Origin of the sequence: Symmachiella dynata, assembly GCF_007747995.1 — a bacterium.
GTDB classification, from domain to species: Bacteria; Planctomycetota; Planctomycetia; order Planctomycetales; family Planctomycetaceae; genus Symmachiella; species Symmachiella dynata.
The window spans coordinates 6,337,585-6,353,878 of record NZ_CP036276.1 but is presented as its reverse complement, the minus strand read 5'-3'; the positions used below and the strand labels follow the sequence as shown (position 1 = coordinate 6,353,878).

Annotated in this window: 8 protein-coding genes; 7 read left to right on the top strand and 1 reads right to left on the bottom strand. The window is 55.9% G+C overall.

The window, feature by feature from the left end; translation table 11 throughout:
- The first annotated feature begins 21 nt into the window (after positions 1-21).
- The 5 genes from Mal52_RS24140 to Mal52_RS24120 all read left to right on the top strand — a co-directional run bounded on the left by Mal52_RS24140 (position 22) and on the right by Mal52_RS24120 (position 9,272).
- Complete coding sequence (locus Mal52_RS24140) at positions 22-2,475, top strand: vWA domain-containing protein (protein WP_145379076.1); 2,454 nt, start codon at positions 22-24, stop codon at positions 2,473-2,475.
- 20 nt (positions 2,476-2,495) lie between these two features.
- Positions 2,496-4,775, top strand: coding sequence for a glutamine amidotransferase (locus tag Mal52_RS24135; protein ID WP_145379075.1), 2,280 nt, complete (start codon positions 2,496-2,498; stop codon positions 4,773-4,775).
- 58 nt (positions 4,776-4,833) lie between these two features.
- On the top strand, positions 4,834-5,958 hold the full coding sequence (gene ribD, locus Mal52_RS24130; protein ID WP_145379074.1) for a bifunctional diaminohydroxyphosphoribosylaminopyrimidine deaminase/5-amino-6-(5-phosphoribosylamino)uracil reductase RibD: 1,125 nt from the start codon (positions 4,834-4,836) through the stop codon (positions 5,956-5,958).
- 115 nt (positions 5,959-6,073) lie between these two features.
- The gene (locus tag Mal52_RS24125; RefSeq protein ID WP_145379073.1) at positions 6,074-7,726 is read left to right on the top strand and encodes an FAD-dependent oxidoreductase; all 1,653 of its coding nucleotides are present in this window, start codon (positions 6,074-6,076) and stop codon (positions 7,724-7,726) included.
- Between the two features lie 310 nt (positions 7,727-8,036).
- Entirely contained in the window at positions 8,037-9,272 is a 1,236-nt protein-coding gene (locus Mal52_RS24120; protein ID WP_145379072.1) for an amidohydrolase family protein, read from the top strand.
- A 348-nt stretch (positions 9,273-9,620) separates the two neighbouring features.
- Here Mal52_RS24120 and Mal52_RS24115 read toward each other — a convergent pair whose 3' ends face one another.
- On the bottom strand, positions 9,621-10,736 hold the full coding sequence (locus tag Mal52_RS24115) for an acyltransferase family protein (RefSeq protein ID WP_145379071.1): 1,116 nt from the start codon (positions 10,734-10,736) through the stop codon (positions 9,621-9,623).
- Positions 10,737-10,986: 250 nt separating this feature from the next.
- Between Mal52_RS24115 and Mal52_RS24110 the strand changes: the two genes are divergently transcribed.
- Together Mal52_RS24110 and Mal52_RS24105 are read left to right on the top strand one after the other, a co-directional pair.
- Complete coding sequence (locus tag Mal52_RS24110; RefSeq protein ID WP_145379070.1) at positions 10,987-14,712, top strand: PVC-type heme-binding CxxCH protein; 3,726 nt, start codon at positions 10,987-10,989, stop codon at positions 14,710-14,712.
- 419 nt (positions 14,713-15,131) lie between these two features.
- Positions 15,132-16,175, top strand: coding sequence for a glycoside hydrolase family protein (locus Mal52_RS24105; RefSeq protein WP_145379069.1), 1,044 nt, complete (start codon positions 15,132-15,134; stop codon positions 16,173-16,175).
- Positions 16,176-16,294 lie beyond the last annotated feature (119 nt).

The following is a 16,294-nucleotide window of genomic DNA, read 5'->3' as shown; positions in this document are numbered from 1 at the left end:
ATTCTCGAACCCCTCCCGTAAATGTCACCGCAGAATCCACAACTGCTCTACTTCTTGGCGCTGGCCGCCATTCCGGTGATTTTGCATTTTCTGTTGCGGGCCAAACCCAAAAAGTTGCTGTTTCCCGCATTGCGGTTGATTCAGATGCAACGACGGGCCAACCGGCGGCGGATGCGATTGCGGCATTTGTTGCTGTTGTTATTGCGCATGGCTGTGATTGCACTGATTGTGATCGGGCTGGCGCGGCCCACGGTTCCCTCGGCCAATTATACGCCGTCGATCAGTGAAATCGTGACGACGCTCGTCATTCTCGCAGCCGCAGCGGGGGGGTATTGGGCCATGCTGCGTTTTTGGCGCCGCAAACAATTGCCGGACTATGAATTGGCCCAGCGGCGGTCGTTTTTACGCGGGGGCGTTGCTGTCGGCACGCTGGTGCTGTTTCTGCTACTTGTTGTTTGGCCATTTCAACGGCGGATTTCCGCGGCGATATCGCAACCGACCATTCAACAGGCGGAAAACCTGCCGGTCGCGGCGGTGTTTCTGTTCGACACCAGTTTGAGCATGGATTTTAAATATGAAAACAAGACGCGGTTGGAACGGGCAGCGGAAATCGCCACTCAGCATCTGAACAACCTCCCTGCATCGAGCCGCATCGCCATTAGTGACACGGCATCGAATGAGCCGATCCATTTCAGCCCCGACCGTGCCATCGCGCAAACACAGATTCAAGAATTAAAATCGTCAGCAATCTCCGCAGCGATCAATGACCGCATTCGCGCAGTGGTCGACCTGCAAGTGGACGACATCAGTCGTGGGCAAGGTGCGGTTGCGGATGGAGAGAAATTCGAAGATCAATTTGTCCGGGAATTGTATATTTTCACGGACTTATCCCAGCACGCTTGGCAGCCCGAAGGAGCGCGGTTGTTGCAAAATGAACTGGAACGCTTAGCGGCGCTAGGGGTGTATTTGATCGACGTTGGTGTCGAGGAACCTTCGAATACCAGTTTGACCGACTTGCGGTTGTCCAGCCAAACGGTTCCGCAAGGGGGAGTGGTAACGGTCGATGCAGCGGTGACCGGTACTGGAACCGGAAGTGGCGCCAAGACTGTGGGAATTTCGATTCAAGGTCCTGCTGGTGAAATGATCGACCAAGGGAGCAGCGACGTGCAGGTCGACCAGATCGCCACCCGCGTGCGGTTTCCCCTCAGCGGCTTGACCGGGCCGGTGGTGCAGGGAGAGGTCCGACTGGAGACGGACGATTCGTTGTCGTTTGACGATGCCATTTCTTTCACCATCGAAGTTCAGCCTCCCAAGCAAGTGCTGATCGTCTCGGACAATTATGCGACGAAAGCCAATTTCTTTCGGACAGCCTTGTCGCCGGAGGAATTGGAACTCTCGGGGGATTCGCCGTATCGCACCAAAGTCATCGACTCGGCGCAGTTCGCTGCTGAGGATTTGAGCCGTTTCGATGTGGTCTGTTGGCTGGACGTGGGGCAGCCCGGTTTTGCCGATTGGCGAGCGCTGCAACGATTTTTAGAAGCTGGAGGAGGGGCCATTCTCTTTTTAGGCCCGAACGTCAACCAAGCCAGTTACCTCGATGAAACCGCGCAGGCTATTCTGCCGGCGGACTTATTGGCAAATCGCCCCTTCAGGGAGGACGAACAATTCGATTTGCGAAACCTCACGCATCCGCTGCTACGGGCATTCGCTGAATGGGACACGAGCGAATTGGCGAGCGTGAACGTCACGCGTCACTGGCGGACCAAACCGGCCGACGATGCGACCGTGATCGTGCCGTACACCGATGCGAACGAAACTGCTGCGATCATTGAACGCACCGTGGGCCAAGGCCGGATTATCATGATCACCACGCCGTTTGACCGCAGCGAGTGGAGTAATCTAGTGACCTCCGTAAACGTCGCCGTGGTGCTCAGCGATCAATTGGCCCAATACGTTTCCCGGCACGACGATGAGCGTTACAACTATACCGCCGGACAAATTCCCGTCATCAAACTCTCCGACGAATTCGAGATCAAACAGTTGCTGGTCCGCAAGCCGGATCGCACACAACCGGGCAAGGACCTTCCGCCGGGAGCAGACGAAGTGGTGATTGACGATGCGCGGCTGCTGGGGAATTATCGCCTCATCCCTCGCAACGCTGACATTGACTTCGAACGAGGCTTCAGCATCAATGCCGTCGCCTCGGAAAGCGATCTTTCGCGGCTGGGGACCAGTGATCTGAATGCTCTGTTTGGAGAAGGACGTTACGAAGCGGCCCGTGATATCGACAACCTCACACGACAAGTCCGGCAAGGCCGTGTCGGACGAGAAATTTTTCCTTGGGTGTTGGCGATCATGATTGGGATTTTTGTCGCTGAGCATTTCGTGGCCAATTATTTCTACCAAACAGAGACGACCGCTGCGGAAGATATCACGCGCGGGATGTCATCAAACGCTGATCAACCTGCCGCCTAGGGGCCTACTGCGGATTCTCCATGTACGACATCTTCCCCGACAACCTGCAACCGCGGATTGAACCCATCTGGCCTTGGCCGGTGGTGGTCGTGGTTTCGGTACTGTTGTTGGTGATCGTCCTGCGTTCCTATCGGCAACGGGTCGCGCATTTATCACGGGGCACGCGATTCTGGTTGTTGGGGCTGCGAACGGTAGCAGCCTTGCTATTGATCTGGGCGATGTTCCGACCGTCGTTGGTTCTGACTGAAACCGATGAGCGCGCCGGGCAGTTGGTTCTCGTGCATGAAAACTCGCGGAGCTTGGATCTTGCCGACGGCCCGGGGGGGCTGACACGCTGGGAGACGATTCTAAAAATCTTGGCCGACAATCAAGACTTGTTGGACCAGATCAAAGAAAAAGTTGAAGTCGTGCATTACGAGTTCAACAGTGAGATCACCCAGGTAGACAAACCCTCGTCGGCCGCCGATGGGGAGATGACGGCCATCGGTCATGCCTTGGAATACCTAACCCGCACCCTGCAACCCGATGTCGTGACCGGTGTGTTTCTGTTCAGTGATGGAGCACAACGGGCGCTGCCGCCGTTCGATATCGATCCCCGTGGAGCAGTCCGCCAATACCGGGCAGCACACAATGCGCCGATACACACCGTCGGCGTCGGTTCGTCGAGCCTTACGGATTCGACGATGGACCAGATCGCTGAAGACCTGAAGGTCAATCCAACGGTGTTTGAAAAAAACCAAGTGCTGGTCGGAGCAAATATTCGCGCCTTGGGGGTCGCCAATCGCGATTTGACGGTCAAGTTGATGGTCGAAGATCCCAGCATTCGCGATCCCAACAAGAACAACATGAAATTGGCAGCACCAGCGCAGAAGCTGCGCACGACCCGCACACAAGACGTGCTGCCGGTCGAGTTTACATGGACGCCGCAATACGCGGGCGAATACAAAATCTCGATCGAAGTCGAGCCGCTCGAAGGCGAGTTGATCACCACCAACAATGTGCTCACCACGTTTGTCACGGTTCTCAAAGGCGGGCTGAGCGTCGCTTACTTCGATGTTTGGCGGCCGGAAATGGGAAAGCTGGCCGAGGTTGGCCGCTCGCCCGATATTCAAATCGACCGTCAAATTGTCCGGTATCGCGGCGAAGCTGAGCCGACGAAAATCAATGACGAATGGTTCGAACCCGGCCGATATGACGTCTACATCATCGGCGACGTCCCTGCCAAGGTTTTCGGCGAACGGAACCTGCGGCGTTTGGCTGAAGCTGTCAGTCAAGGTGCTGGCTTGATCATGACCGGCGGGTTTCACAGTTTCGGTGCCGGCGGCTATGCAACGACGCCGCTACAAGATCTGCTGCCGGTGGTGATGTATCCCACGGAGATCCTCAATGAGGACGAACTCGATGAGAGTTTGCAAATCTCGAATCCGGTACAAATGCTGCCGACCGCCGAAGGCCGCGGCGATTTTGTGATGCGGATGGGGAATCTCGGCGACGACAATACCGGTTGGGAACAACTTCCCAAACTGGAGGGAGCAACCAAACTCACGCCGAAAAAATTGGGACTGGCCCGCGTGCTAGCAGAAACCGAGATGCAACAACCGTTGTTGATCGCCCAAGAATACAACCCCGGCCGTGTGATGGCGTTTGCTGGCGACACCACGTATCTGTGGTACCTGGCGGGCTTCGCCAAAGAACATCAACAGTTCTGGCGGCAAGTGATCTTGTGGTTGGCGAACAAGGACTCACAAGGCGATGATTCGGTGTGGGTCAAACTAGAAGGACGACGGTTTCGTCCCGGACAAAAAGTCCCCTTCACCTTCGGCGCCCGCGACGAAGAGGGTAAACCGCTCACCGACGTCAAATTTCAAACACAGGTGGTCGGCCCGGAGGACAAACGATATCCCGTGGCTCCTCAACGCAGCGGAGATTTGAATTTCGGTGAATTCGCCGAATCCGCTTTGCCGGGCGAGTATCGCGTGGAAGTCAGCGCCGTGCGAAATGGCAAGCCGTTGGGTTACAGTGCCAAGGCGCGGTTTGTGGTCTTCGAACAAGATTTGGAAATGTACAACCCGGCAGCCGACCCGTCGTTGCTGCAAGAGATCTCGTCGGTCACGCAAGGACGGTTTCTGTTGCCGGAAGATTTTCGCGGTTTTCTTGAGGAATTGATCGACAAGGGCATCAATCGTCAACTGACGCAAAACAAGGTGGTTTCGTTGTGGGACAACTGGATCTTATTGGTCTGTTTTGTCGGTGTGATGTCGACCGAATGGTTTCTCAGGAAAAAACGGGGAATGGTTTGATGCGGAGTGCCTGCTGCCTCCGCCAACTCTCCTCAGTCGCCATGTGAGCGAAATCGCTATGCCAGCTAGAACATTTTCTGACGCCGAAGCCGCCATGCGCCGCGCCTTGGAAATCGCCGCCTGGGGGACCGGGCGGGTCGAACCAAATCCGCAAGTCGGGGCGGTGATTGTAGATGAGCAAGGAACGCTGATCGGTGAAGGGCACCACCAACAATTCGGTGGCCCGCACGCCGAGGTCAACGCCATCGCCGCAGCTGGCGGAAACACCGCCGGTCAAACGCTGTTTGTGACGTTGGAACCCTGCTCACATCACGGAAAAACCCCCCCCTGCTCTCAAGCGGTCATTGATGCGGGGTTTTCTAAGGTCGTTGTCGCCATGCTCGATCCCTCGCCGCACACCGCTGGTCGTGGGGTGCAGCAGTTGCGAGAAGCGGGGGTCGAGGTCGAGGTGGGGTTGCTGGAATCCGACGCCCGCGCATCGATCGCCCCGTTTCTAAAACTGCTCACAACCGGTCGGCCGTATGTACACGCCAAGTGGGCTATGACGCTCGACGGAAAGTTGGCCTCACGAACCGGGCATTCCCAATGGATTTCCAGCCCCGAATCGCGGGCGATTGTGCATGAATTGCGGGGACGGATGGATGCGATTGTCGCGGGTGCGAAGACCGTCGCCAGTGACGATCCCTTATTAACCGCACGCCCGGTCGGTCCGCGGACGGCAACCCGCGTAGTCGTTGATTCGCAAGCGGAAATGCCGCTGGATTCGCAATTGGTCAAAACAATCTCCGAAGCTCCCTTGCTGTTAGCAACACGCAACGAAGCCTCGCCAGAGCGCGTGGAACAACTGCGAAGTGCCGGCGTCGAAGTAGTCCAATTCGCCTCCCCTGCAGGAACCGGGGTACCGCTCGGTGCGTTGTTGGATGAGTTAGGCCGTCGGCAAATGACCAATGTGCTATTCGAAGGGGGAGGAACTGTGCTGGGATCGTTGTTCGATGAACAACTCGCCGATGAAGTGCATGTGTTCGTCGCTCCCAAAATTGTGGGAGGCCTCTCCGCCGTCACCCCCGTTGGTGGTATTGGCCTGGAACAGATCCCCGCTCTGCCGTCGCTGAACAGTCCATCGATGACCATCGTGGGCGGGGATGTTTATATCCACGGGCGTATGAATCCAACCGATGACTGAAGGCCGCCGGTCGACGTCGCAATTTTGCACGACCGTAGTAGAATGGGCCGGACGCCCACCGCACAAATGGTCATAAATATTTCAGCCACCTTTTTTCATAGAATTCGTTCTCACTATGCGTGTCAAACCTATCGTGATTGCCTTGTTGGTCATGGGTCTCACGACAACGGCGCTGCCGGCCGCCGAATTTGATGTGGTCATCTACGGAGGCACCTCCGCCGCCGTCACGGCCGCCGTCGAAGCCAAGCAATCGGGCAAATCGGTGGTGATGGTTTCGCCGGATAAACATCTGGGCGGGCTGTCGAGCGGTGGACTGGGCTGGACCGATACCGGAAACAAAGCGGTCATCGGCGGATTGGCCCGCGATTTCTATCACCGCGTGTGGAAGCATTATCAAACCCCCGAGGCCTGGAAGTGGCAACCTCGCGAAGAGTATGGCGGACGCGGACAGGGAACCCCTGCCATCGACGGCGCGCAGCGCACCATGTGGATTTTTGAACCCCATGTGGCCGAGTCGGTCTTTGAAGATCTGATTCGCGAACACGAAATCCCGGTGCATCGCGATGAATGGCTCGACCGCGAGAAGGGGGTTAAAAAAGAAGGCGCGAAGATCACCTCGATCACCACCCTCAGTGGCAAAACCTACAGCGGGCAAATGTTCATCGACGCCACCTACGAAGGGGATCTGATGGCAGCCGCCGGTGTGGAATATACCATCGGCCGCGAGGCGAAAAGCCAATACGGCGAGCAGTGGAACGGCGTGCAAACCGGCGTGCTGCATCACAAACATCACTTTGGTGCGGTGAAAACGCCAATCAGCCCATACCGCACGCCCGGCGATCCGCAGAGTGGATTGCTCCCGCGGATCAGTGCGGAGCCGCCGGGGGAATATGGGGCAGCAGACAAAAAGATTCAAGCATACTGCTTCCGCATGTGCCTGACGGACGATCCTGAGAACCGTGTGCCGTTCCCCAAACCGGAAGGCTACGACCCGGCGCAGTACGAACTACTCGTGCGGATTTTTAATGCGGGTTGGCGTGAGACGTTTAACAAATTCGACCCCATCCCCAACCACAAAACCGACACCAACAATCACGGCCCGATGAGCACCGACAACATCGGTTACAACTACGACTATCCGGAAGCCTCATATGAGCGACGCCGCGAAATTATCGCCGAGCATGAAACCTACCAAAAAGGGTGGCTGTATTTCATCGCCCACGATCCCCGCATCCCCAAAGAGGTGCAACAGGAGATGCAACAATGGGGATTGGCAGAAGACGAATTCGTCGACAACGGTCATTGGCCGCACCAAATCTATGTCCGCGAAGCCCGTCGCATGGTGGGCGACTTTGTGATTACCGAAAATGAACTGCTCAACAAACCACCGATCCCCGATTCGGTCGGCATGGGGTCGTACGGCATGGATTCGCACAACGTGCAGCGGTACGTCACACCCGACGGACATGTGCAAAACGAAGGGGACATCGGCCGCTCCACTCGCGGGCCGTACCAAATCGCCTATCGCGCGCTGGTCCCCAAACGGGGCCAATGCGACAATTTGTTGGTCCCGGTCTGCGTCTCCAGTTCGCACATCGCCTTCGGCTCCATTCGCATGGAACCAGTCTTCATGATCCTCGGCCAGTCCACCGCCACAGCAGCGGTGATGGCGATCGACGAAGGACTAACCGTGCAGGATGTCTCCGCAGAAAAACTGCAAAAAGAATTACTGAAACGCGGACAAGTTCTTGAACTTCCAACAGAGTGAACGCACCACGGTTGAGCGTCTGGCAGCTTCGCTACAAAAAATAAAAGAGGAACCACGAAAAAAACGAAAGACACGAAAACGATAAAAAAAGAAGACTCGAACCAGTTTCAAAACCCGGTTGCGCCTGTTCGAGAATCTAGAACACAAGTGCGTGTGCGACGCGTCAGAGGGTTTTGATACCAGTTGTAGAAATCACCCCCTTTCTTTTTTCGTGTATTTCGTGCCTTTCGTGGTTCTTATTCAAACCCAATCCAAACGCCGCTTACCGCACAACCAAGTCAATAGTTTTTCGGCTTAAAGGTCCACCAGTATGTCATCTACCATCATCGCCGGTCGTTTTGTGAATCCCGAACGGGAATGGACCGGGCAAATCCGACTTGAAGGCGGCACGATTGTCGAAGTTGGCGAGCAACTCGGGTCGCCGGATGTGGAATTCGGTGAGGACTGTTATGTCTTCGCCGGGATGGGGGACATTCATATTCACGCCCGCGATGATCAGAGTGAGACGCAAACCTATAAAGAGGATTTCCGCACCGCCGCGGCCGCGGCAGTGAACGGCGGGGTCGTGCAAGTCGCCGATATGCCCAACAATCCGGTCGCGCCGATTGATGATGCTTCATATCGGGCGAAGCAGCAGCATCTGGCGGCGCGCAATGTGCCGATACAAGTCACGCTCTACGCAGGAATCGGGCCCGGGACGCGGCCGCTGTCGTTTGCTGTGCCGTACAAGGCCTACATGGGGCCGAGTGTGGGGGATTTGTTTTTCTCGACGTTAGCGGATTTGGATGAGACCCTCGCGCATTATCGTGGGCAGTGCGTGAGTTTTCATTGCGAGGATCCCGAACTGCTCGAACAGCACAAGTCAGCCGCGACACATGAACAACGACGACCGGCGGAGTGTGAACTTTCAGCGACGCGGTTTGCGCTGCAGATGATTGAAAAGTACGAGCTGCGCGGCAAGCTGTGCCATTATTCCGTGGGCGAAGGGCTGCCGTTGATTCGCGCAGCGCGCGCTAAGGGGCTGGACGTGACGTGCGAAGTCACGCCGCACCATTTGTATTACGATGTGTCCGATCTCACCGATGAAAACCGCGGATGGATGCAAATGAATCCCCCCTTGCGAGACATCGCCGACCGCAAGGCGATGCTCGCAGCACTCCACGACGGGACGCTGGATTATCTGGCCACCGATCACGCACCACACACGCTGGAAGAAAACGCCGCCGGCATTTCCGGGCAGCCGCACTTGGATACCTACGGCGAATTCGTCACCTGGCTGATGGCCGAGCAAGGTTTCACCGCCCGGCAAGTCGCCGCGTTTTGTGCGGAGAACCCGGGACGATTCGTGAATCCTTATACAGCACCGTTAAAATTCGGCCGCATCGAGCCGGGATATGTCGCGTCCTTGACGGTGTTAAATCTCGCCCGCCCGACAACCATCCGCCGCGAGAACCTCAAAACTAAATGCGGCTGGTCTCCCTTCGAAGGAGTCACCTTCCCCGGCAGCATCGAAGCCGTCTACATCCGCGGCGAACGCCATAAATAAAAAATCCCAAACCGACGACTTGTCGTCGTAATTGGCGGTCATATTTCCGAAACGGGCGGAAAATCATTTCGAGCGTCACAACACAAAAACCCCGAAGGGGTTTGACATGTTAGCCCAGGGTAAGCGGCAAAGCCGCGCCGTCCTGGGAATGAAAGCCGACGTCAAACAAACCCTGAAAGGGTTTATCAATCATGGGGCTAACGATGCCGGTGATGGGCGCGTGAACAACCCTTTCAGGGTTGTGTCGCAATATCCCATTGCCAACCTGGGGTCCGCTCACTTCGTTCGCAACCCCAGGCTATGGTGAATTATGCCTTCAGCGTAATGTCTGTTGGCGATTGCCGCGTATTACAATCGCAAGAAAATCTTGTTGCGGTAGAGCACATACAAAAACAACCAGACCAGAAAGATTTCGCCGCCGGCCCAAATGGCGGGGTGGATTTTGTGTTGGCCTCGCTGGAAGAGCAACTCAAAGATGGCGGGGAAGTCGACGAATTCGCGGACCATATAAATCGTAATCGCGTTCATGCCGATCACGATGAAGGGAAACGCCAACTTTTTCCAGCCCCAAACATCGACGAACAGATATGAAATCGACAAAGCAATACAACTCCAACCGGTCGTGTATAACACGAACGAACTAGTCCACAAGTTTTTGTTGATTGGAAACCAAGGGTTCCACAATCGAGCCAAGGCGACACAGGCGACTCCGGCGGCGAAGAGTGTGATCGTTTTTTGTTCGCCTTCCTTTTTGCTCAACTTCAACCAATGTCCCGCCAAGACCCCAGTGAGCACGGTGGCAATGGCCGGAATCGTGGAGAACAAACCTTCCGGATCGCGGACCTCTTTGTAGAGTACGCCCGGCATGATCTTCTGATCGATGTATCCGCTCAAAGTGTGCCCCGGTGTCCAGTCTCCGGCACCAAATCCAGGCACGGGAATAAATCGCATCGCTGCCCAATAGCCGATCAAAATGCCAACGATCCAAATCACCTGGCCGCGAATATTGGTGTTCAGGGCAATGAATGCGGCGAACATGTAGCTCAGCCCAATGCGCCCCAGCACGCTGGCATAGCGTTGATTTTCAAAGTCGAGCAGCAGCATGCCGTTGAAAATTGCGCCGAACAGTACCAGCAACAGCCCACGGCGAATCACGCGGGCATACAGTTTGGATGGGGGTATCCCCGCATCTCGTTGCCGTAGCAACGAAAAGGGCATGGCGACGCCGACGATGAACATGAACAACGGAAAGATCTGATCGTAGGCGGTATACCCATTCCACTCGGGATGTTCCGTGAGGAATGCTACCTTTTCGCCCCATTCAGGTTTCATGGCAGCGGCAACGGCTTCGACAAATCCCGCGCCGCCGATGATCCAAAACATGTCGAAACCGCGCAGGGCATCGAGCGACATCAGCCGCGGGGAGGGTTGTTCGGCAGCAGCTTTGGGGGAGGCAGCGGGCATCTTCACGGTCTTTCGCACGGGACAGCAGTTCTAAGGGGATCGCAGCTGGAGATTATCAAGGTAGCAAAACCAGCCCCGCCGCCGCCAGCGAATTCGCCGAATGCTAAGCGAAACTCACCACCGAGTGAGTCGCTGTCACGGCGGTCTTGTTGCGTCGATGCGGCGAAATACGTAACCTGAATAGGTTGCGATCAACGGTTCTAACGATCGCGACCAGCTGCATTGAAACCAATGAGGAGATGACCGACCCGTGATTATTCGCTACGCGACCTGCTTATTTTTTATTATTGCCACACAGTTTCTGACGTGCATAGCCGCGACCGCTCAAGAACCAGAATTTGACTACAACAATGTCCAAGCCCCGCCCAAACCGGCGCCGGGGTGGGTCAAGATGATTGATCAAGGGACATTGAATCCCGAATTGGCCGGCTATCATACGCCAGCAGGCATCAAAGTCGAGATCGTGGCGACCGAACCGGAAATCGTCAATCCGGTCGGCATGCGATTCGGCCCGGACGGCACGCTCTACATCCTGGAATGGGTCAAAGGCAAGTCCGCCGAGCAAACTTACTACGATGTGACCCTCCAGGATGGCACGCAACTGAGCATTTTGCGGATGACTAAGGATGTGCCCGATGTCTTGAAAACGCTTAAAGACACAACCGGCGACGGCAAGTACGATGCAGCGCAGGTGGTTTTGGATGACCTCGAATTGTCTTCGTCGGTGGCCTTTCATGATGGCTGGACGTATCTGCCGTCGGTGGGGCACGTGATTCGTCGCAAGCAATCCAAAGCAGACGGGCCGTTTGATCTGCAAGAAGAAGTCCTCCGTGGGTTTTGCGGATTTCACCATCATCAAATCTCGGGCGTAACGTTTGGCCATGACGGGGGAATGTATGTCACCTCCGGCGACAACGACAATCGCGGCGAAGGGGTCGACGGCACACGCGTCGATGTCATGCGGTGCGGCGTGGTTGTCCGCAGCACACCGGATGGACGGCAGTTGACGGAATTTGCCCGCGGATTTCGCAATCCTTATCGCGACGTGGTCTTCGATGAAAACTTCAACATGTTCCATGTCGACAACGACCAGGAGGACGGGTCAAAGTTCATGGGCGTCCGCATCATGCATGTGGTGGAAGGGGCCGATTACGGATGGCGGTTGTTTCCCGAAGTCGAATGTTGTCGCAGCGACTTTCAACGTGGAGCCGTTAATGGCGAGTTACCCGGCAAGTTGCCTTCGATGATCAAAACCGGTCGCGGCGCGCCGGCGGGGCTGTTGCATTACACCGGCACGGCATTTCCTGAAGAGTTTCGCGGCGTATTCATTTATCCCGATGTCTATCGCAAATCGGTGCGTGGGTATTTCGTCGAACCACAGGGTGCGACGTTCCGCATTACAAAAGAATTCACGCTGATGCAGTCGGACGACGATTATTTCCGGCCCTGCCAAGCAGCGATGGGACCCGATGGCGCCATTTATGTGCTCGACTGGCGGACCGACTCCGGCGGTGCGGGCAAATTGTGGGGAGACGGCGTGCATGGGCGGTTGTATCGGCTGAGTTGGTCCGGCACCGACGAGATGCCGGCTATTCCACTTCAGCCAGCCGACAGTTGGGCCAAGCTGGCAACGGCCGATGATGCGCAGTTGGTCGAAATTCTCAAAAACGGCGACTTCGAACAACGCAGCCGCGCAACGGACGAACTTGTCAAACGCGGCAAAAAACACCGTGCGACGTTTTTGAAAATTCTTGCCGACGAAAAAGCACCGATCCATGCCAAACTGCACGCGTTGGGTGGCATGCAGCGATTCTGGAACGCGAGCGTACAAACCGCGCTGGTGATGGCGCTGCAGAATAAAGATGCAAACATCCGCCGGTTGGCGGCTGACGGATTGGGCAATCACTTGCGCTATGCCCCGGAGGGAAAAACGCCGCAATTCGGGTATTTGCCGGCCGATACGACCGTCTCCCGGGGGTTGGAATTACAATTCCGTACCGAGACCGATTTGGCGGTCAAACGTCAAACGGCACTGGCGCTGGCCAAAATCTACGGGGCCCGCGTCGCCCCGTTGATTGCCAACGCTTTGTATCACGAGGACGCAAACGATGTCTATTACCGTGACGGATTGATCCGCGCGTTGGAGCATACCGGGCGAGCGGGGATTTCAAAGTTCACCAGTTGGCTGCAGTCCGATGATCCAGCGGCACGAGAAACGGCCGTTCGCGTGTTCGAAGCATTACGGACTCGCGAGGCAGCCCATGAGTTGGCCGTCGCCATAGAACACTCCGATAAACTGACGAGTGAGCAACGCATCCGCCTGTTCGCATCCTACCGCAACTATCAACTCAATCCGCCCATCACCGGCGATGCGGTCGCCAACTGGTTGGAACAACATCCAGCGGCCGCCGTCGACGAAACGCTAGCGGGCCTCAATGCGGTGTCGCTAGTGGGGGGAGTCGCGCCGGAGCGGTTGCAGGCGATGATTCTCAAGTTAATCAACTCCGACGAAGCAGACGTGCGGCTGACGGTGATGCAAAGCATTCGTGATCTGGGACTAATCGCCGCCATCGATGCGCTGGCGGCCAATTTGAAGTCTGAACAAACAACACTAGAAGAAAAACGAGAAATCCTGAAAACCTTCGGCGCGCTGCGCGCCAATGAAACCATCGGCCTGCTGGTGGAATGGACCGAAAAAGAAGGTCCGCTTCGCGCTGATGCATTAGAGGCACTCACCGAGGTCGATTTCCGCCGCGCTTTGGCGGTCTCCAGTGAAACGATTGCCACCACCAAAGATGTGGCCTATCAAGCGGCCGCGATTCGTGTGTTGGGAAGTACCCCGGAACGGGCCAAGTTTGCCGGCACGCTGTATGCGGACCGCCGTCTGCCGGTCAGTTTGTTGCCGGTGGTCTCCGAAGCACTCCGCAAACATGCGGACAAGGACCCGCAAGTTGCCGCCGTCCTCAAACGCGTGCTTGCCGGCGGGTTGGCGTTGTCGTTGGATCCCCAGGAGGTCAAACGCGTCGAAGAAATGGTGGCCACTGTCGGCCGCCCGCAAAACGGTATGGGAGTATTTTTAGACAAAAATAAGGTCAGTTGCGTCGGTTGCCACACGTTGGAAGGGGTCGGCGGGAACACCGGGCCTGACCTGACAAAAATCTGGGAAACGCACTCGATCCCCAAAATTTTGGAATCGATGATCGACCCCTCCAAGGAAATCAAAGAGGGCTATCAAAAGTTCATCGTCGAAACAGCACAAGGCCGTGTGCATACCGGGTTAAAAGTGCTGGACAATGACCAAGAAGTCGTGATCCGCGATGCACAGGGCAAGGAGACGCGCATCGCCAAGACTGACATCGAGTTTCTCGAGCCGGATGAAAAAAGCTTGATGCCGGACAACGTGATCGCGCTGCTGAACTACCAAGAATTCATCGACCTCGTCGCATTTCTTAAGGATCGTGACGCCCAAGAAACATTGCGGACACGCAATTTTCATTGGTGGGTCGCCGGGTTGTATCCGGGCGAATTGGAAACGGCCTATCCGCCGGAGCAAAATCCCGATCCCCAGCAACCGGTGAACGATGCCGAAGGCAAACCGCTCCAATGGAAATCGACACTTGTCTCGGCCAGCGGCCTGTTGGATTTGGGCGCTATCTTTGGTGAGCAGGCAGACGTCTCGGCCTATGCGTTGACCTATGTGCATTCCCCGATGGATCAAGATGCGGTTCTCTCGATTGGATCGAATGACCAGTGCCGCGTTTGGCTCAACGGGGAATTGGTCCACAAGCAAACGGCCGGCCGCACGGCACGCCCCGATCAGGACAAAGTCAGCATTCGCCTCAAACAAGGTTGGAATCCGATCTTGGCGAAGATCGTCAACGAAGGCGGGGCGCATCAGTTCTATATGAAAATTCTCGGCCCCCGCGATATACGCTTCAACCGCGAACCCAAATTCCCGGAACCGGCAGCAAAGTGAGGCTGTTTTTTCCCGCTTTTCATGAGGGGGAATTCTACGGAATTCTTGGCCGCACAGAAAACACAGATTGAACACTGAGAAAAACTTTGTATCGTTAATGTCACGAAGTCATTTCTAGATGACTTGCTTTTCAATCATTCATTTCTCGTACAACTTGCTGACAAATTTGATGGTTCGTCGCGTCAGCGCTCGATGTTACGATCATGCCGTGTTCGGCCTACCTTGCCGACCCTGACTGCAAGCAGTCGGTGGGGAAGTCTGCCGGGTCGCGGTTCCAAATCTGTGTTTGAACTGTGTTCAATCCGCGGTGATATGATCCGTCTCAATCATTGAAGCGGCATTCACCACGGTCTGGATATCCTGTTGTTTGTTTTCAGGCACTGTGTTCCGCCACATCTCTTTACATCGGGAGTTCTCCCATGTCGCTGATCGTTTCACGGTCGTGCAGTTGGCTGGCCGTTTTGTGGATTGTGTTGGCAAATTGTTCGTTCGTCGCCGCATATGAACCAGCCGACCCGCCGGAATTCGCCCCTTGGCTACAGCCACAGGAGTGGGAACGCGATACCGAGGGGCCGATTATCGAACTTGGCGAGCACGGCGCGTTTGACGACATGCACGTCTTTGCACCATGCGTTGCGCTGGAGGAGGGACGGTACCGCATGTGGTATTGCGGATCGCAGGGCAAGGTCGCCAAGCGGGTTTTCCGATTAGGACTGGCCACCTCCAAGGATGGCCGCACCTTTGAAAAATATCCCGCGAACCCGGTCTTTGAATTCGGCGACGGCGAATCCTCGATACTCACGCCGACGCTCTTGCGCAATGCCGATGGTTCAGTACTTCGCGAAGACGGAAAATTGCGGATGTGGTTTAGCGCCAGCCATTTGTTTGGAAAGAGCGTACACAATTTACACGAAACCCAAAGTCGCGACGGCATCCAATGGTCGCCCCCCAGTGATCCACAATTGAGCGGCGTCTATGCCCCCACGATCCTGAAGGTCGGTGAGACCTATCAGATGTGGTACACCGACGTCTCCGCCGAACCTTGGAAAATTCGGCATGCGCAAAGCAGCGATGGCCAAGAGTGGAAAGAAACCAAAGAAGCGGTGCTGCGAATTGGTCAAAAATGGGAACAAGGGCGGTTGTTTTATCCGACCGTGATTAAGTCGGGGGATTTGTACTTGATGTGGTACGGCAGTTATTGGTCCGCCTTTGAGGGGAAGACAGCGATTGGTTTTGCCGTAAGCAGTGACGGTATCAATTGGCAGAAGAATCCGCACAACCCAGTCTTCCGTCCCGATCCGTCGCACGAATGGGAATCGCACTACACGACCAGTCAATCGATACGGCAATTGCCCGATGGGAGTTGGCGGATTTGGTACGCCAGCCGCCAAAAACCGCCGTTTGTCCACAAATACTTTGCCATCGGTACGGCACGCTGGCAGGGGATTGCGCCGTCTCAATAGATAACCGCCCGCTGTAACAGTTTCTGATTGCATGCGCGTCCCAGCGCCGTAGAATGGTGTTAAAGGGGGATTGATCAATCAAGCGGATCCATGCCCTGGCTCAGCATCAAGGCGAGATC